Origin of the sequence: Bradyrhizobium sp. 2TAF36, assembly GCF_052114925.1 — a bacterium.
Classification (GTDB): domain Bacteria; phylum Pseudomonadota; class Alphaproteobacteria; order Rhizobiales; family Xanthobacteraceae; genus Bradyrhizobium; species Bradyrhizobium barranii.
The window spans coordinates 1-15,125 of record NZ_JBFRFR010000020.1 but is presented as its reverse complement, the minus strand read 5'-3'; the positions used below and the strand labels follow the sequence as shown (position 1 = coordinate 15,125).

At 59.9% G+C, this 15,125-nt stretch carries 12 protein-coding genes and 2 pseudogenes; 11 read left to right on the top strand and 3 right to left on the bottom strand.

Going from position 1 to position 15,125, the window contains the following annotated elements; all coding sequences use genetic code 11:
• Positions 1-26: 26 nt before the first annotated feature.
• Positions 27-314, top strand: a pseudogene (locus AB4Z51_RS13325) (alpha/beta hydrolase); the annotation flags it as partial.
• Between the two features lie 452 nt (positions 315-766).
• Here AB4Z51_RS13325 and AB4Z51_RS13320 read toward each other — a convergent pair.
• The 3 genes from AB4Z51_RS13320 to AB4Z51_RS13310 form a co-directional block, all read right to left on the bottom strand.
• The gene (locus tag AB4Z51_RS13320) at positions 767-2,278 is read right to left on the bottom strand and encodes a GMC family oxidoreductase (protein WP_441497532.1); all 1,512 of its coding nucleotides are present in this window, start codon (positions 2,276-2,278) and stop codon (positions 767-769) included.
• A gap of 42 nt (positions 2,279-2,320) precedes the next feature.
• Positions 2,321-3,259 (bottom strand): alpha/beta hydrolase fold domain-containing protein, encoded by a 939-nt coding sequence (locus AB4Z51_RS13315; protein ID WP_441497531.1) that lies wholly within the window; start codon positions 3,257-3,259, stop codon positions 2,321-2,323.
• A 447-nt stretch (positions 3,260-3,706) separates the two neighbouring features.
• Positions 3,707-4,627: a LysR substrate-binding domain-containing protein gene (locus AB4Z51_RS13310; RefSeq protein ID WP_439035932.1), complete on the bottom strand. Its 921-nt coding sequence runs from the start codon at positions 4,625-4,627 to the stop codon at positions 3,707-3,709.
• Positions 4,628-4,770: 143 nt separating this feature from the next.
• Between AB4Z51_RS13310 and AB4Z51_RS13305 the strand changes: the two genes are divergently transcribed.
• From AB4Z51_RS13305 to AB4Z51_RS13260, 10 genes and pseudogenes are all read left to right on the top strand, one after another.
• On the top strand, positions 4,771-5,388 hold the full coding sequence (locus AB4Z51_RS13305; protein WP_439035933.1) for an isochorismatase family protein: 618 nt from the start codon (positions 4,771-4,773) through the stop codon (positions 5,386-5,388).
• A gap of 142 nt (positions 5,389-5,530) precedes the next feature.
• A complete protein-coding gene (locus tag AB4Z51_RS13300; protein WP_441497530.1) occupies positions 5,531-6,046 on the top strand; it encodes a hypothetical protein in 516 nt (171 codons plus the stop codon).
• Between the two features lie 91 nt (positions 6,047-6,137).
• Positions 6,138-6,542, top strand: coding sequence for a DUF302 domain-containing protein (locus AB4Z51_RS13295; RefSeq protein ID WP_441497529.1), 405 nt, complete (start codon positions 6,138-6,140; stop codon positions 6,540-6,542).
• 310 nt (positions 6,543-6,852) lie between these two features.
• The gene (locus AB4Z51_RS13290) at positions 6,853-7,809 is read left to right on the top strand and encodes a helix-turn-helix transcriptional regulator (protein ID WP_441497528.1); all 957 of its coding nucleotides are present in this window, start codon (positions 6,853-6,855) and stop codon (positions 7,807-7,809) included.
• A gap of 107 nt (positions 7,810-7,916) precedes the next feature.
• On the top strand, positions 7,917-9,272 hold the full coding sequence (locus AB4Z51_RS13285) for an FAD-binding oxidoreductase (RefSeq protein WP_441497527.1): 1,356 nt from the start codon (positions 7,917-7,919) through the stop codon (positions 9,270-9,272).
• Between the two features lie 147 nt (positions 9,273-9,419).
• The gene (locus AB4Z51_RS13280; protein ID WP_441497526.1) at positions 9,420-10,658 is read left to right on the top strand and encodes a cytochrome P450; all 1,239 of its coding nucleotides are present in this window, start codon (positions 9,420-9,422) and stop codon (positions 10,656-10,658) included.
• Between the two features lie 104 nt (positions 10,659-10,762).
• Positions 10,763-11,281: an LLM class flavin-dependent oxidoreductase gene (locus tag AB4Z51_RS13275; protein WP_441497525.1), complete on the top strand. Its 519-nt coding sequence runs from the start codon at positions 10,763-10,765 to the stop codon at positions 11,279-11,281.
• A 169-nt stretch (positions 11,282-11,450) separates the two neighbouring features.
• The gene (locus tag AB4Z51_RS13270) at positions 11,451-14,006 is read left to right on the top strand and encodes an ATP-binding protein (RefSeq protein WP_441497524.1); all 2,556 of its coding nucleotides are present in this window, start codon (positions 11,451-11,453) and stop codon (positions 14,004-14,006) included.
• A 230-nt stretch (positions 14,007-14,236) separates the two neighbouring features.
• Positions 14,237-14,370: pseudogene (locus AB4Z51_RS13265) on the top strand (IS3 family transposase); the annotation flags it as partial.
• 553 nt (positions 14,371-14,923) lie between these two features.
• On the top strand, positions 14,924-15,125 hold a 202-nt coding region (locus AB4Z51_RS13260), incomplete at its 3' end, for a hypothetical protein (protein ID WP_441497523.1).

Sequence of the window (15,125 nt, the reverse complement as noted above, 5' to 3'; positions counted from 1 at the left end):
AACCAATGATCAATGGAACAGGCATCATGATGATGCACAGACGCACGTTTTACACCGCTAAGGAGCAGTAGCTTCGCTGATCTCCACTCGCGGCATGGCCGCAGATGCCTCCGCCGAAGGGCCGCGCCGTCGCGCTCGTGCGGGGCTCTTCGCCGGCGGGGCGTGGGCTTCAATGCTACCTCCGTGCAAAATCCGCTGGCCAAGCTGCCTGAAGCAGTCGCTTTGGCAGAGCGCGTGCCGGCACGGCAAGACGGCCGACGGTCCTGGTAGGTCATTCCTTTTCTGGCATGATCGTCACCGAAGCGGGGGTGCATACGGCCCGCATCGTCTTTGACGCGTGGATCGAACCATGGCATGCGATGAAGACGCGCCGCGCCGTTGCAGCGTGATGGTGATGTTGTTATTCGGTTCGTGGAAGCCATCTAGATTCTGAATGTCGTCCCCGGGGCATGCCTCGCCGCTCGACGATGAGTATATTCGAGGCGAGCTTGCCATGGGGCACCGCGTGAGAAGCTCACGCCTGGCCTCTGCCGCCAACCTACCAACGAAAACGTATTAGCATCGCAGGTAGCATCGTTCGCTGAGGGCGCTGGTGCATCTCTTACCTAGGCCGAGGAAAAGTGGCAGGAGAGCTCGCCGATCCGCGCGCCGAAACGGCCGATGTGCTGGTCCTCGAGTACTCGCGGCCCGAGCGGCGGCGCTGCCGGCGCGGAGGGGCGCGCCAGAGGAGACGACGATGCTCGACGGCTGCGAGATGACATAGGGGTCAGAAGTGCCGGCTGAGGGCTTCCGCGATCATGATGGTCGTGATGTTCGTCGGCGCCGAGACGGTGTCCGGCATGATCGACGCGTCGATGACGTGCAGGCCATCCGTTCCACGTACCGCGCCCTTCGCATCGACGACGGCGCGAGGGTCCGCGCGACCGCCCATAGGAACGGACGAGGTCGGGTGAGAATATCCGTCGACAGACGCGATCACCGCCGCCTCCAGCGCGTCGTCATCCTGTACCTCGTTGCCGGGCGTCATCTCGCGTTCGACCACCTCGCTGAACGGCGCCGTTCTTCCGATTTTGCGCGAGAGGCGCACGGCCTCCATCATCCGGCGCAGGTCACTTCGATCTTGGAAGAAGTTGAAGCGGATGAGCGGCATAGCGCGCGGGTCGCGGCTCGCCAGGCGGATTGATCCGCTCGATTCAGGAAGCGTGACCGAGCAGGCAAGGACGATCGCCCCTCCGGTCGGGCTTTGCGCTGGATCGAATATGTGCGTACCGGAAATATGCAGATCAAGTTCGGCGGGCCCAGCCTCGCTGGATCTGGTCCAGATGATGGCGCCCGCGGCCGGCGCCATCGACTTCGCTTCCGGCTTCAGGGCGTAGATGTTGTAGTAGAACGGATGCTCTTTCAGCCGCGCGCCGACCGGGGCATTGACGAGGACGGGAATGCCGAGTTCCTGCAGATGTGAGCGCGGACCGATCCCCGAGCGCATGAGAATCGCAGGGCTACCGTACGCGCCGGCCGACAGGATCACCTGTCCGGCCGCTATCGTATCTTCGTTCGCGAGACGAACGCCGGTCGCCCTGCGRCCGCCGAAGACGACGCTGTCGACCTCGACGCCACCCATGATCGTCAGGTTCGGTCGGCGGCGCACCTCGTCGATGAGGTAGGCCATACCCGTGTTGATGCGCTTGCCGTCGACCACGTTCAACAGATAAGGCGACACACCGTGTTGCTCCGCTCCGTTGAAGTCGCTTACGCGTGCCAAGCCGCACGCTTCAGCGGCGAGCACAAAGGCTCGCATCGACGGAGTATTCTCTTCCATCGTCCGCTGTCGGATCGGAAAGGAGCCTGAACGCCCGTGCCAGGCATCGTCGCCTGTGGGAGTGTTCTCCATCGCCTTGTAGATCGGCAGAACGTCGTCGAAGGACCAGCCCTCGATCCCGTGCGCACTCCAGCGCGCGAAATCGGACGGTCTGGCGCGCATCGCGACCGCAGCATTGATGGCTGAACTGCCCCCGAGCACCTTGCCGCGAAGCGCCGTCACATCGTGACCGAGTCCGACGTGATCCTGGGTGTGGTAACCCCAGTCGTGCGTCTGGTCGCCCCCGACGCGGTTCGCGTTCGCTATCACGTCCGGATATTCCGTAGGCGCGTATGTCTTACCCGCCTCCAGCAGGAGAACACGCCTCGCGCTGTCCTCGCTCAGGCGGCTCGCGAGCACGGCGCCTGCGGATCCGCCACCTACGATGACGACGTCGGGCGATTTAGGCTCCTTGACCATAACACGTTCCTTTTTCCTGATGGATGACCCCGCGAGGGAATGTCATCGGCCGTCGAAAGCGTCGCGAAGGAATCGGGTTGCGCGATCGAGCGCGACGCGGCTACTTTCGAGATGTGCGACGTCGAGCTGGAAGACGTGATGCATCCCTTCGAATATCTCGAGCTCGACCGAAACTCCGGCCTGCGTCGCACGGTCGGCATATTGCCGGGCGTCGTCGAGCAGGCGCTCATCAGTACCCACCTGAATGAGAAGTGGCGGTGGGCACCGCAGATCGCCGTAAAGCGGCGAGGCGAGGGTATCGCGGGAATCCGCGACGCCGAGGTACTTGTGCGCGCAATCCTTCAGGTATTCGTAGCCGATCAACGGATCAGCGACGGCCGGATTCTTCATCGATGCGCCCGTGAAAGCCAGATCCGACCCCACGCCTGCGATCGGCGCCGGGCCATGGGGCTTCTTGGTCAACTCTGCCAGCGTCACGAGCGTCAGACCGCCGCCCGCCGAGCCGCCGGCAATCGCTATTCGGTTCAGGCCTTGTGCGACCAGCCATCGCCAGGCCTCTATAGCTGCTTCCGGAGGCGCCGGCACCGTGGCCTCCGGAGCCAGCGGGTAGTCGATGACGAGCGTCGGAATCCGTGCGCGGCTGACGATCTGGCTGACGAAACCCTGGTATGCTCTCGCGGAGCCCTTCACGTATCCGCCGCCATGCAGGAAGAGGATGGCCTCGCCGGCCTCGGCCTGTTGTGGATGAACCCACCACCCCCGCACGCTGCCTTCGTAGACCGCCTCGAGATCAACATCATGGGTCAGGGGGCTGGCAGAAATGAAGGCGTCGTAGATCGCCCTCGGCTCGGCGCTCGCCGTCCCCCAGAAGTCCGCGAAGCGCTCGCGTAAGGCGCGCTCACGGTCACGCTCGTCCGTCGAAATTCGAACGAACTCCGTCTTGCTCTGCTGATAATTCCTCAATCCGGGAGCTGACATCATTAATTTCCTCTCCAGAAGCTTATCTGGCCCACGCGTAGCAAGGGGGCATTTGGGAGAAGTGGCAGGTCGGGATGCGGCCGGGCTTGCCGTCGGCGCAGGAGGCGGACATCCCGTGCGCGTCACAAGCGTTCCGCGGTTGTCGGCTCGGATTCCTGCGCGAGGGTCTCAGGTCGGCGCCGTCATCACGAAGTCGTCCTCTATCTACAACGGATCTATCCGCCGATCATCGCTTCCAAGACTTGATCTGCGGTAAGCCGTTTCCGATCGATGCGGGCCGCCGAGACGATCTTGCCCAACGTTTCGGAGAGACACGTCCAGCTCAATTCCGGCAATATGTTCATCGCTCATGCTCCAGACGAATTTCGTCTTCGACACGCATCTAGGAGCAAAGCCCGACAGCTGAACAGATGCCAAATTTGGAACCTAGCGTACGACAGGCTGGACGACCTACATCAGGACGGCTTTCGGAAATTCCGTGACCAGATGATCAAGGAAGGCCCGAACCGACGGCAGCAGTCCCTGCCTGTACGGAATGAGCGCCGTAATCGTGGAGTCGCCGGCGATCCAGTTCGGCAATACCCGCCGCAGGGCTCCGGATTTGACCGCAGTGCGGCAGATGTAACCGGGCAACGCCACGATCCCGAGACCTCTGATTGCTGCTTCCTGGAGCCCGATCTCGTCGTCGCTCAAGAGCCTCGGCGTCAGCGGCATCACGACTTCATTCCTCGCCTGGTTCGCCTGGCGGGCAGGGCGCAATCGCCAGACCGGGTCCACGCCGGGTCTCATCATGAAGAGCGAAGGATGATCGCGGAGATCCTGAGGCTTCTCCGGTTCTCCGTTCGCGGCGAGATAGTCGGATCCTGCGAACAAGAACCAGGGGGCCGGTGCGAGCGTCCGCTTGACAAGGTTGGAATCGGGGAGCGGGCCGGAATGGGCCCTGATGGCGATATCGAAGTTCTCACCAACAATATCGACCGGCCGGTCGATGGCATGCACCACGATGTTCACCTTCGGATACTGTATCAGGAAGTCGCTGATAATGCCGGTCATGGCGAACTGCATGGTCGCCACGCCACCCGTACACCGTATCGTGCCGCTTGGTTCGCTCAGCCGATGCCGGACGGTATTCTCGGCCAGTTCTGCCTCTCGCAGCACCGCGACCGCGTGCCGGTAGAAGTCCTCACCTGCATCGGTCATCCCAAACTTGCGCGACGTCCGGTTGAGCAGCCGTACGCCAAGACTGCCCTCGAGCTGCTGGACGCGGTGACTGAGCGTCGATTTGGGGGTCCGCAGAGTTCGACTCGCGGCCGTGAAGCCGCCCCGGTCGACCACCTGCACGAACAGAAAGAAATCGTTCAGATCCAGCATAGGTCCGTCGTCCAACCATTGGGACGCTGGGTTCGGATTTTGATGACTTTTGGGTCGAGCGTCCAGTGGGTAGCTCTAAGTCGTCACTCCAGAGCCGGCTTCGCCCGGTTTGGGAACCGAATAGAACTAACCAGGAGGACCTAATGCCCAGCCGAACCTATGAACCGCTCACCGCTGAGAACGCCGCTCTTGTACTGGTCGATCAGCAAATTGGTCTGATGACCGGGGTCCGGGACATCTCGATCGGGGAGCTCAAGCACAACGTGGTGGCTCTTGCCAAAGCCGCGAGGGCGCTCAAGCTGCCTATCGTCGTCACGACGACCGCGAGCGACAGCATGTGGGGACCGATCTTCCCCGAACTAGTCGAAGCGTTGGCCGGTGTCGAGGTCATCGATCGTCCATGGGTGAACGCCTATGACTGCCACCTCGTCGTCAACGCTATCGCGGCCACCGGGCGGAACAAGCTGATCTTCGCCGGCATCTCTCTTGAAGTGTGCGCGGCCTTCGCGGCGATGACGGCCGTGGCTCGTGGATCGGACGCGTACGTAGCCGTCGATGCTTGCGGAACGTTCAGCGAGACCAAGCGCCAGGCCGGATTGCTGCGCATGATGCAGGCCGGCGTCGTCGTGTCCGATTACGCCACGTTGATGGTCGAGATCCTCAAAGACAACAGCCGGCCGGAGGCCGGCCTCGTGTATGGCGCGCTCGACATGCCTTGGGCAACGCTCGTCGCCCAGTTTGCAGGCGGCATGCGCAAGTGAGCGAAGCCGAGGCGGTTCGACGCGGCTGCAGGTGGCACCTTGAACCGCGTCGAGGCGCTCTGTATGCGGCTCGATCAATGCCGTCGCCTATTCTACCCGCACATTCGAACACATTCAGTCTGAGTTCTTTGGAGTAACCATCATGGAGGCGGCAATTGCGCGATGGCGGGTGCTGGATAAGTCGTCCGGTCCTTTTTCCGAGATCTTCGGCAATATGCCGGCCAGCTATTTCGGAATTGTACTGGGCCTTGCAGGTCTGGGCAATGCTTGGCGGGGAGCCGAGCGGACCTGGCAACTTCCCAAGTTCATCGAGGACTGGATCTACTTGATTGCCGGCGTTGTCTGGGCGGTGCTCGTTGTCATCTACGTGCTCAAGGCGTTGCTCATGCCCGACAAATTGCCGGCGGTGGCCGCGCATTTCCAAGGCTGCTTCATCGGACTCGCAGGTGCAGCGACCATGCTGGTCGCCGGAGGACTGGCTCCAGATGCGGAGACGAGCGCTTGTGTTCTTTTCGGGATCGGCTTCGCTTCCATCCTGTGTTTCGCCCTGCGGCCCACGGCTGCTTATCGCGCTGCTGATATCGGGAAGACGTTTGATGTGCTGCAACGGAGGAGCTGCGGCCACCAAGAGCGCGCCGTGGAAAGCGAGATCGACTAACCCGAAACCCTCGAGGAAACGAGAATTGCCAACCACAAGGACTGTCGTCTTTGTGTTGATCACAACGACGTGGTTATCAGGAGAGCATGCAATGGCCGCTGATGGATTGATCACGCTGCGCAGCAGCTTTGGCCCAGAGGAAACGATGAGCCGGTTTGAGGCGGAGGTCCGTGCCAGGGCCATGACGATATTTAGCCATATCGACCACACCGCTGGCGCCGCCGCGGTCGGGCTGCCGCTGCGGTCGACGGATCTTCTGATCTTCGGTGCGGCTAAGGTCGGAACTCCGCTGATGCGATCGGCGCAAACAATCGGCATCGACTTGCCGTTGAAGGTGCTGGTCTGGCAGGATGAGGCCGGCAACACCATTCTTTCCTATAATGATCCTGCCTTTGTCGCAGATCGGCATAGTATCGGTGAAACCGCCAAGCCTGTCATCGAAGCGATGACGCGCGTGCTGAAGAAGATGGCAGCAATGTCGACAACGGCTCCGTAAGATCAGCGGGACAGTGGCGAGGCGCGCCCCGGTCTTGGAATCCCCGCGCCAATATCGGATCGCCGCGATTTGACTTGCCGCGATGTCTCTCATCGTCTGAGCGACGCAAAGTGCTAGGATCGAACATAGCCTCACTATCCTCTCGCCTTTCTGTGAATGATTTGTGCAGGCGTGCACCCGCACGGACACACGTACGACTCATCACGCCCGTTAGCAGTAAGGCAAAAACGCACAACGAGTTGAGTTCATCGGGTCTTAGCCTCCGCTATCATCCGATTGCGTCGTGGTCTCGGCGACGCGGATATCGGAGATGAATGTGTCGCAAGTCGATTTCGAGGAAGTTTTAAGTCGCGCCGGCATGCAGGCCCGAGGAGGAAATCTGACCCAGGCCCCATGGTCAACCGATGTTGGCAACGTAGCGTGGGCAGGACGAGGTATGGGCATCTTCGTAGTCGATTGGGCGAATTCGAGAACCGTCGAACTGGAGGCGTTGGCAAGGAAGGACGTGATCGTATGTACTGCTGTACTCAATCAGGACGGAGCCTGGACGGACTTCGCCGTCGGCAATAGTCGTTTTGATGCGAAGGGTGCAGATATGACGATGGTCTTCGTGCCGCAACACGAGCGCTTCCAATTTGCAACGAGTGTTTCGCGAGGTCTCAAGGCCGTTACTGTCGTCGTCAACCTGATGGCCATGATGAAAGCTCGTGGCCTTCCTGCTGCGACATTGCCGGACTCGCTTCTGCGCATGATCCGAGGGCAACAGATCGCGATGGAGACGCTCGACTCCGGTCATTTTGGCGCGATCGCAAGGGACGTTGCTGCCCGACGTGCCATGTTTCCGTCTCTCGCGACGCTCTATTATGAGGCCAAGACGTTTGAGCTGGTTTCCGCTCTGTTGAGCGAGGTCTCCCGACGCGATGCTTTGCGCGCGGGTGCCTTCGATCCGGGCATTCTTGATCGGTTGGGCTTGGTGAAGCAGATCATCGACCGGGAGCCACATCGCATTTTGGATGTTGATGATCTCGCGCGCGTTGCCGCCATGAATAGAACCAAGCTCCGATCCGCCTTCAAGCAGGTCTACGGCACGACACTATCCGGACATCGCACAACACTCATGCTGCAACGGGCCGACTGTGCTCTCAAAGAAGCAGGAGTAAGCGTTAAACAGGCGGCCCGCCATGCGGGCTACAGTACGACTTCCAGTTTCATCGTCGCCTATAAGCGGCAATACGGAGTTTGCCCAGGAATCGTCCTGCCAGATTGAATACTGGGTCGCGAAAGGCTGCGGCGCCAACGATCCATCCTGCGATCTTCGACACCGTCTTCCGGTATTTCTCGACCGTCGTACAATCACAGCCGGGAGTTCGAAGTATGATGCAGAGTGTTAGTCGATCTGAACAATCGGTGCACGATCTACAAACCCAAATGCAAGGCCGGGTCATCGCGCGAGGAGACGAGGGCTACGACAGCGCTAGACGGGTATGGAACGGCGCGGTGGATCACTATCCGGTTGCGATTGTCCTCTGCGAAAGCGTGGAAGACGTGCAAGCGGCCGTGCGAACAGCGCGTGCCCATAACATGCCAGTATCGGTTCGTAGTGGTGGATACGACGTTACCGGTCGTTCGGTCCGGTCGGAAGCAGTCGTCATCGACCTGTCTCAGCTGAACCACGTCCATATCGAGGGGCAAATCGCGACTATTGCCGGGGGCGCCACGGCCGCCAAAGTTATCGCTGCCGCGACCGCGAGCAACCTCATTGCCGTCACGGGCTGGAACGGTTTGCCGGGAATGACCGGATTGACGACCGTCGGCGGTTATGGCCCTCTGATTGCAAGCCACGGACTGGCGTTGGACAACCTGAGTGGCGCCGAACTTGTCATTGCCGACGGGCGACGTCTCACCGTCGATCACGATGAAAACCCGGACCTGCTTTGGGCCCTTAAGGGCGGTGGAGGCAATTTCGGCGTAGTCACGTCGATGAAAGTCCGCTTGCACCGCGGTCGCCGGGTTCTGGGCGGCATGATTTTGTTTCCATGGGGTGAAGCCGAGACAGTGCTGGGCCGGTATGCCAAGGCAATAGCATCTGCCGACATCAAACTGTCAGTCGTTATCGGGTTCATTTCTCTACCGGACGGCAGCCCGGCGCTATTCTTGGCGCCAGCGTGGACCGGGGAGATATCCGACGGTGAAATCGCAATGGAGGTTCTGAAGCGCTGCGGTAAGCCCATGCACGTGCAGATCGCTTCAATGAGCTATCAGGATTTAGTTCAGAGCTTTGATGCGCGTGTGGAGAACGACCGGTGCTATGCAGTCGAGAGCCGCTGGATTCCGAAACTCAATCCAGAGACGGTCTCTGCGTTGATTGCAGGTGGCACCAGTCGAACGTCGCCATTCTCGACCATCGTCCTTCAGCATTTCCGTGGCCTTCCCACGCAAATCCCGCCGGACAGCACCGCCTTTGGACTGCGACGTGAACATGTCATGGTTGAGATCATAGCGTGTTGGGACCCTGCTACTGGTGACGGCTCCGTCCACAAACGCTGGGCACGCGATCTTAGTCAGACGTTAGCTCCGATGTCGTTGCCGGGCGGCTATCCCAACCTTCTGGGCCCGCAGGCTCAGGACCAAATCGCTCACGCTTACGGCAACAACCTCACGAGACTTCAGGCGGTGAAGCGTCGTTTCGATCCGGATAACGTCTTCTCAGCGACGCCTCTAACCGTCTGATCGAGGCGGCGACGTTGTGGTGGCGGCCGAAGACGGGCTCACAGAGCCCTTATTTCCGAGCGGCGAAGGCGACGAAATCGCGACCGTGAGCGCGCTGTCGGGCTCGAACTGTGCTTTCGCGATCGAACACTCGAACTAAGGAGACTGATGGTGGAGAATTTTGCGGCGACGGGGTCGGGGAGCCTGCATGGCGCAGCGCTCCCGGTCCTCACCCTCAAGCAACTGGATGTGGATCCGCATGGTGTCTTCCGCCAGTACCGAAAGGATCACGCTGTCGTGCTGCACGAGACTGGCGGATATTTCGTCTTGCGTTTTGCCGACGTCGACCGGTTGGGAAAGGATCCGCGAGCCGGCGCGAGCGGAACGAGCTTTCCGGAGGCTTTGGGCGTCAGCAGCGGAGCGATATTCGATCTCTTCACGTATAGCATGATAACAGCCGACGGTGATGTCCATCGGCGTCGCCGCGCGCCATTTTCGAGACTATTTGCCCCCCGCACAATCAATGAGATGCGTAAGAGCATTCGCCGTACGGCAGATGATCTCATTGGCGAGCGTTACGGGCGGGGCGAGATGGACTTCTTCGGCGAGTTCGCCTCCGAAATGCCCGCCCGCATGATTGCCGACCTTTTGGGACTTCCGAGGCAGGACATTCCGAAATTCACCCTGCTGGTCTATGAGGTGACGAAAATCTTCAGCTTCGGATTGAAACCGGACGAGCTCGGTGAGATCGAGAATGCCATACGGCAGTTGCGTGACTATGTAGACAAGGTTCTCGGGGAACGTCGCCGCAGGCCACGCGACGATTTCCTGTCGGCGTTCCTGGCTGCAGCTACCGAAGCCGGGGAGCTGTCGCCAGAGGAGATGCTTTACCAGGTTATGCCGCTGATCATCGGCAGTGCCGATACGACGCGGGTGGCGATCACGATGCAACTCGCCCTACTGCTTCAGCATCGCGAGCAGTGGGCAGCGGTCTGTGATGATCCTTCATTGGTTCCGGCTGCCGTCACTGAAGCAATGCGCTTTGAGCCTAGCGCTGCCGGGACCGCGAGGCTTGCGCGCGAGAATATCGACGTTGGCGGGAGTGTAATACCGGCCGGTCAACTTGTAGTGCTTTCGATCATGTCGGCGATGCGGGACGAAACTGCCTACCGCAGTCCTGACACGTTCGACATTCGTCGTACCGATCAACCGCGATTGCATCCGATCTTTGGCTTCGGCGCACACCGTTGTATCGGCGAGGCACTCGCGCGCGCCGAACTTGAGGAAAGCCTGAGCGTGATCACCGCTCGAATTCCGCAACTCCACCTGGATGCGGCGCCGAAGATCAAGGGCCATTACGGGGTTCGTCGCATCGATGCTGCCATGCGAGTCTTCTGGAAGCCGTGACATCGCCCGGCGCAGGGTGCTATTCGGCAGTGCCACCAGAGGTGTCGTGCGAAACGGAAGAAGCGAAGAAATGAAGAGGCGTGCTTAGATGCGGGGATTGATCAATGGCGAAATTGAGGTTCGGCGCTTTCCTTGCGCCTCATCATCCCGTGGGCGAGCATCCAACGTTGCAGCGCGATTTTGGCTCAGACGAATTTTGGAGAGGAGAACACCATTTCTTTTGGGATGGGAGACGATCGGATCGCCTGAGCTGTTCCTTGCGGCGGCAGGAGAACGAATACAGCGCATTAGGCATCGGTGCTGGCGAGGTATCTGCCATATCACCATCCGTTCGCGTTGCTGATCGCATGGTGCAACTCGATCACCTGACGAACGGTCGAGTCATCTTTGGCTCGGGGCCAGGCGCTCTGACCGCATACGCTCGAGCATTTGGCATCGACCCTACGCTCCTTCGTGGACGACAAGACGAGGCCCTTGGCGTCATTATTCGCCTCCTGAATGGCGAGCATTTCAAAAGATCCCACGAAGCCCAGTTGTTTGACGTGTGCGGTCGGCATCTGATGCTCGCTCTCCCGTCTTTAGGTCTGGGTGAATATCTTCGCGTCAACGATGCCGACGCTTGAGTTCGAGCCGGTCATTCATGTCGATTGCGCATAAGCGGTACTGGCGAGGGGGAGGGGCTCCCCAAATTGAAGGATTTCCGGCCGAGTCGGCGGCTCGGGGGAAATGCTCGCAGAGTGATGATCCTCAGCGCTCTGAGGACAACGCTAGAGGATTGGGGTCGGTCGAGAAGTGACCATTTTATCGCGTTTTTTCTTGCTGGTGGCTGTCGCGCTACTGCCCGCGATCGCAATTCAGGTATACAATGAACTCGATCTCCGTCGTGCGCGCCAGGTCGAAGTGCAGAACCAGGCGCTCAGCCTGGCCAAGCTCGCCGCGGCAGAACAGCAGCAGATCGTACAGGGAATTCGTCAGGTTTTGATCGCGATGTCGGAACTCCCCTCGATAAAAACGAGGGACAGCCAAGCGTGCGACGCTTACCTGGCCGGTATGCAGCGGCGATTTCCAGCCTTCATTACCTTTCTTGTCGCCGACGTGAAAGGCTGGTCTTTCTGTGACACGAACAGTGTCCATAGACCAATTTCCATCGTTGGGCGGGCCTACTTTGCCAGCATGTTGAAGACCGGCAAATTCTCGGTCGGAGAATACTCGGCAGGTCTGTCGACCGGCCGTAAAGTTATTCAGTTTGCGTTGCCCTTCTATGGCGACGATGGTCGGTTGGGCGGGGTCATCGTCGCGGGTCTCAGCCTCGATTGGCTCGCTGACTACATCGCTCAGAAGGGCACCCCCCGCGGAGCCGCACTCGCCATCACGGACCGCAACGGTACCTATCTCGCCCGCTACCCCGCTAACGGCCGGTTCGTCGGCACGAAGATGCCCGGTTACAAATACTTGAACATGGACGACCGGGGTGCGGTCGATATCCTCGACGTCGATGGCACGGAGCGGATCGAAGGCTACTCGGCCCTGCAGGCCGATTCCGGGGCACTCGTTGTCAGCTTTGGCCTCAACAAGGCGCAGGCCTTCACCGAGATCCAGGATCGCACGCTACGCGACATCCTCCTGATAGCTCTAAGCACCTCGCTGGTGTTGGTCCTCACAACTTTGGGCGCCCGCCGGTTCATCCATCGTCCGCTTGGTGAATTGGCCTCTGCCGCAAACCAATGGCGGCTCGGCGAATATTCGCGGCGCGTGGACATCCGGGACAAATCCGAAATCGCCCGGGTCGCCAACGCGTTCAACACCATGGCCGACGCACTGGAGCACCGCGAGCAGGAATTGTCTGAGGCGAAGGAAAAGGCGGAGGATTCCGCGGCCCGGCTCACGATGATCTTTGAGAGTACGACCGACAGCGTGATCACGGTCGATCGGGACTGCCGCATCAGCTTCTTCAACCAGCGGGCCTGGGCGCAGATCGCCGAAGGGGGCGAACTCATCGGCATGGAGCTGCAAGAGGCTTTTCTGGACGCTGCCGGAACGGAAATTATTAGCCGAATTCGAGAAGCCATGTCAGACCAGCGCCCGGCCTCGTTCGAAGAGTTCTGCCCTCGCCGCGGTGTCTGGTACGCGCTCAATGCATTCCCCTCCAGCGAAGGCCTCGCAATCTTCTTCCGAGACATCACCGAGCACAAGCAGGCCGTAGAGGCGCGCCGCCTGACCGAAGAGCAGCTTCAGCAGAGCCAGAAAATGGAGTCCGTGGGCCAGCTCACGGGCGGCGTCGCGCACGACTTCAACAACCTGTTGACGGTGGTCTCCGGAAATCTCGAGCTCATCGAAAATTCGGCGGATATTGGCAGGGTCCGGCAGTTCGCCGCGGCTGCACGGCGTGCCGCTGATCAGGGAGCAGCGCTGACGGCGCGTCTTCTCGCCTTTTCCCGGCGGCAGAAACTGAACCCAAAACTGGTCAGCCCAAACGAGCTGATTTTGAAATTCCAGGGGCTCATCCGCCAGGCGGTCGGTGGTGGATGCGAGCTCAGGCTGCGGACCGATGAGCAACTATGGCTGTGTCACATCGACCCGCCGCTGCTGGAGGCCGCTCTCCTCAACCTGGCCCTGAACGGGCGCGATGCCATGCCGGATGGCGGCGTACTCGAGATCGAGACGCGGAACGTCGTTCTGGACGAGGGAGGTGTGGCCGGGTGTGTGCCCGGACGCTATGTAAGGTTGTCCGTCGCGGACAACGGCTCCGGGATGGCTCCGGAAGTACGAGATCGGGTTTTTGAGCCCTTCTTCACGACCAAGGAAGTCGGCAAGGGTACCGGCCTCGGCCYCAGCATGGTCTATGGCTTCGTCCGGCAATCCGATGGGCATGTAACCATAGAAAGTACGCCCGGCGCGGGAACCACGGTCGCTTTGTATCTGCCTAGAGCCGAGCAAACAGCGGAGGCAGAGATGGAAACCATCCAAACGCAGGCCGTACCGGGAGGCCATGAGCAAATTCTTGTGGTCGAGGACGATGAGGATCTCCTGGAAGTTACATCCGCAATGCTAACCACGTTTGGCTATCGGGTGCTTTGCGCGCGGAATGGTGCGGAGGCCATCCAGATGTTGGAGAATGGCCAACAAGTTGAACTCTTGTTGAGCGATGTCGTGATGCCGAACGGAATGAATGGCGTTGAGCTTGCCCGGCAAGCCAGACAGCGGAACATTAAGGTCCTGCTCACTTCGGGCTACGCGGGGGATGTGTTGGAACGATATCGAGCGGTAGACGAGTTTCCGATCATCGACAAACCTTTCCGCCTGCCAGACCTGGCGCGGCGCCTGCGGTCAATCTTGCAGGAGGCGTAAGATACCCGTGGCCACTTTTGTCTTGTGCGGGAACGCGCCGACACGTTGCAAGGTGCCACAAGCCGGCTTCGCGTTCGGATGTGGCGCCATCGAGCCGCCTCGGAAAGCACGAAGGTCGTAAAGATGAGTTCTGGCATGCGGCCGAACAAGATTGCGGAACGAGGATAAATCCTCGTACTTAGGCACTCCCGAAAACCTTTAATCAGCCGACGGGCGCTCCTGGGGTGATCAACGCAGCCCTGAAGGACCTCGTGGGAAAGAAATGGTGACGCCCGCGGCCAAGCGGAAAGCTGTCGACCATCTCCGAGACGCCTTCGGGATGAGCGAACGGCGGGCGTGTAAAGCCATCGGCTGCTGTCGCATGTACGAGGATGCTCTCCGCCTCACTGAAAGAAATCCGGACGATTTCCGCATTGCGGTTCTGCATCACCACCTCATTCCAGCTTCGCGGGAAGAGCGCACCGACCCGAACTATAAGGAGGCCGCTATAAGCGTAACTGCAGTCGACCCAGCAAGGCATATTCCGGTTCTGAAAGATGCCATAGCTTTGATCGATGCCATGCTTGATCATGGCGCGAGGCTGCTAACAATCGAGCAAATCGCATTGTCCGAATGTCTGCGTATCCACGGAATTTTCGTGGCCACGATGTACCCGGTTTTCGGGCACTATTATCGCGTTGCTCACAAGCGTTACATGCAATCACAGCTTCGATGCTGGGCCGCCGGACAGAGAACGGGCTTTGAGCCGCAGCCGCCAACGATCCAGTATTCCCGCTTTCGCGTTCGGTACTTTCGAATTGCGGCTAGACTCACGGCGATGATCGGCAAAGACGTGGAAGCACAAATGAGGTGGAGGTGAATTCATTGCCCAACCGATGCGTCTTCGGTGCAACTAAAACTCCCATGATGACCGGCTCATGAAGGACGTAAAGCAGAAGCGTTTGCAACGTGCCGTTAGCTCCCTCTCAAAAGAGGACGCTGCGAAAGGCTTGATGATGAGTTACCGGATTGAGCGAGCGGCCCGACGGACCATGTACGTTGCAATAGTCGTTGGGAGTTTGGCAGTCCTGGCATCGATCTATGGAATCGTGTTCCCGGTACGTCTTGCATGGCGGGGGG

What these genes read in the sequence shown, in the direction of transcription:
- AB4Z51_RS13300 (WP_441497530.1), top strand. Translation starts at nt 5,531, where the DNA reads ATGGAGGCGGCAATTGCGCGATGGCGGGTGCTGGATAAGTCGTCCGGT.
- AB4Z51_RS13305 (WP_439035933.1), top strand. Translation starts at nt 4,771, where the DNA reads ATGCCCAGCCGAACCTATGAACCGCTCACCGCTGAGAACGCCGCTCTT.
- AB4Z51_RS13295 (WP_441497529.1), top strand. Translation starts at nt 6,138, where the DNA reads ATGGCCGCTGATGGATTGATCACGCTGCGCAGCAGCTTTGGCCCAGAG.
- AB4Z51_RS13290 (WP_441497528.1), top strand. Translation starts at nt 6,853, where the DNA reads ATGAATGTGTCGCAAGTCGATTTCGAGGAAGTTTTAAGTCGCGCCGGC.
- AB4Z51_RS13310 (WP_439035932.1), bottom strand. Translation starts at nt 4,627, where the DNA reads ATGCTGGATCTGAACGATTTCTTTCTGTTCGTGCAGGTGGTCGACCGG.
- AB4Z51_RS13315 (WP_441497531.1), bottom strand. Translation starts at nt 3,259, where the DNA reads ATGATGTCAGCTCCCGGATTGAGGAATTATCAGCAGAGCAAGACGGAG.
- AB4Z51_RS13280 (WP_441497526.1), top strand. Translation starts at nt 9,420, where the DNA reads ATGGTGGAGAATTTTGCGGCGACGGGGTCGGGGAGCCTGCATGGCGCA.
- AB4Z51_RS13275 (WP_441497525.1), top strand. Translation starts at nt 10,763, where the DNA reads ATGGCGAAATTGAGGTTCGGCGCTTTCCTTGCGCCTCATCATCCCGTG.
- AB4Z51_RS13285 (WP_441497527.1), top strand. Translation starts at nt 7,917, where the DNA reads ATGATGCAGAGTGTTAGTCGATCTGAACAATCGGTGCACGATCTACAA.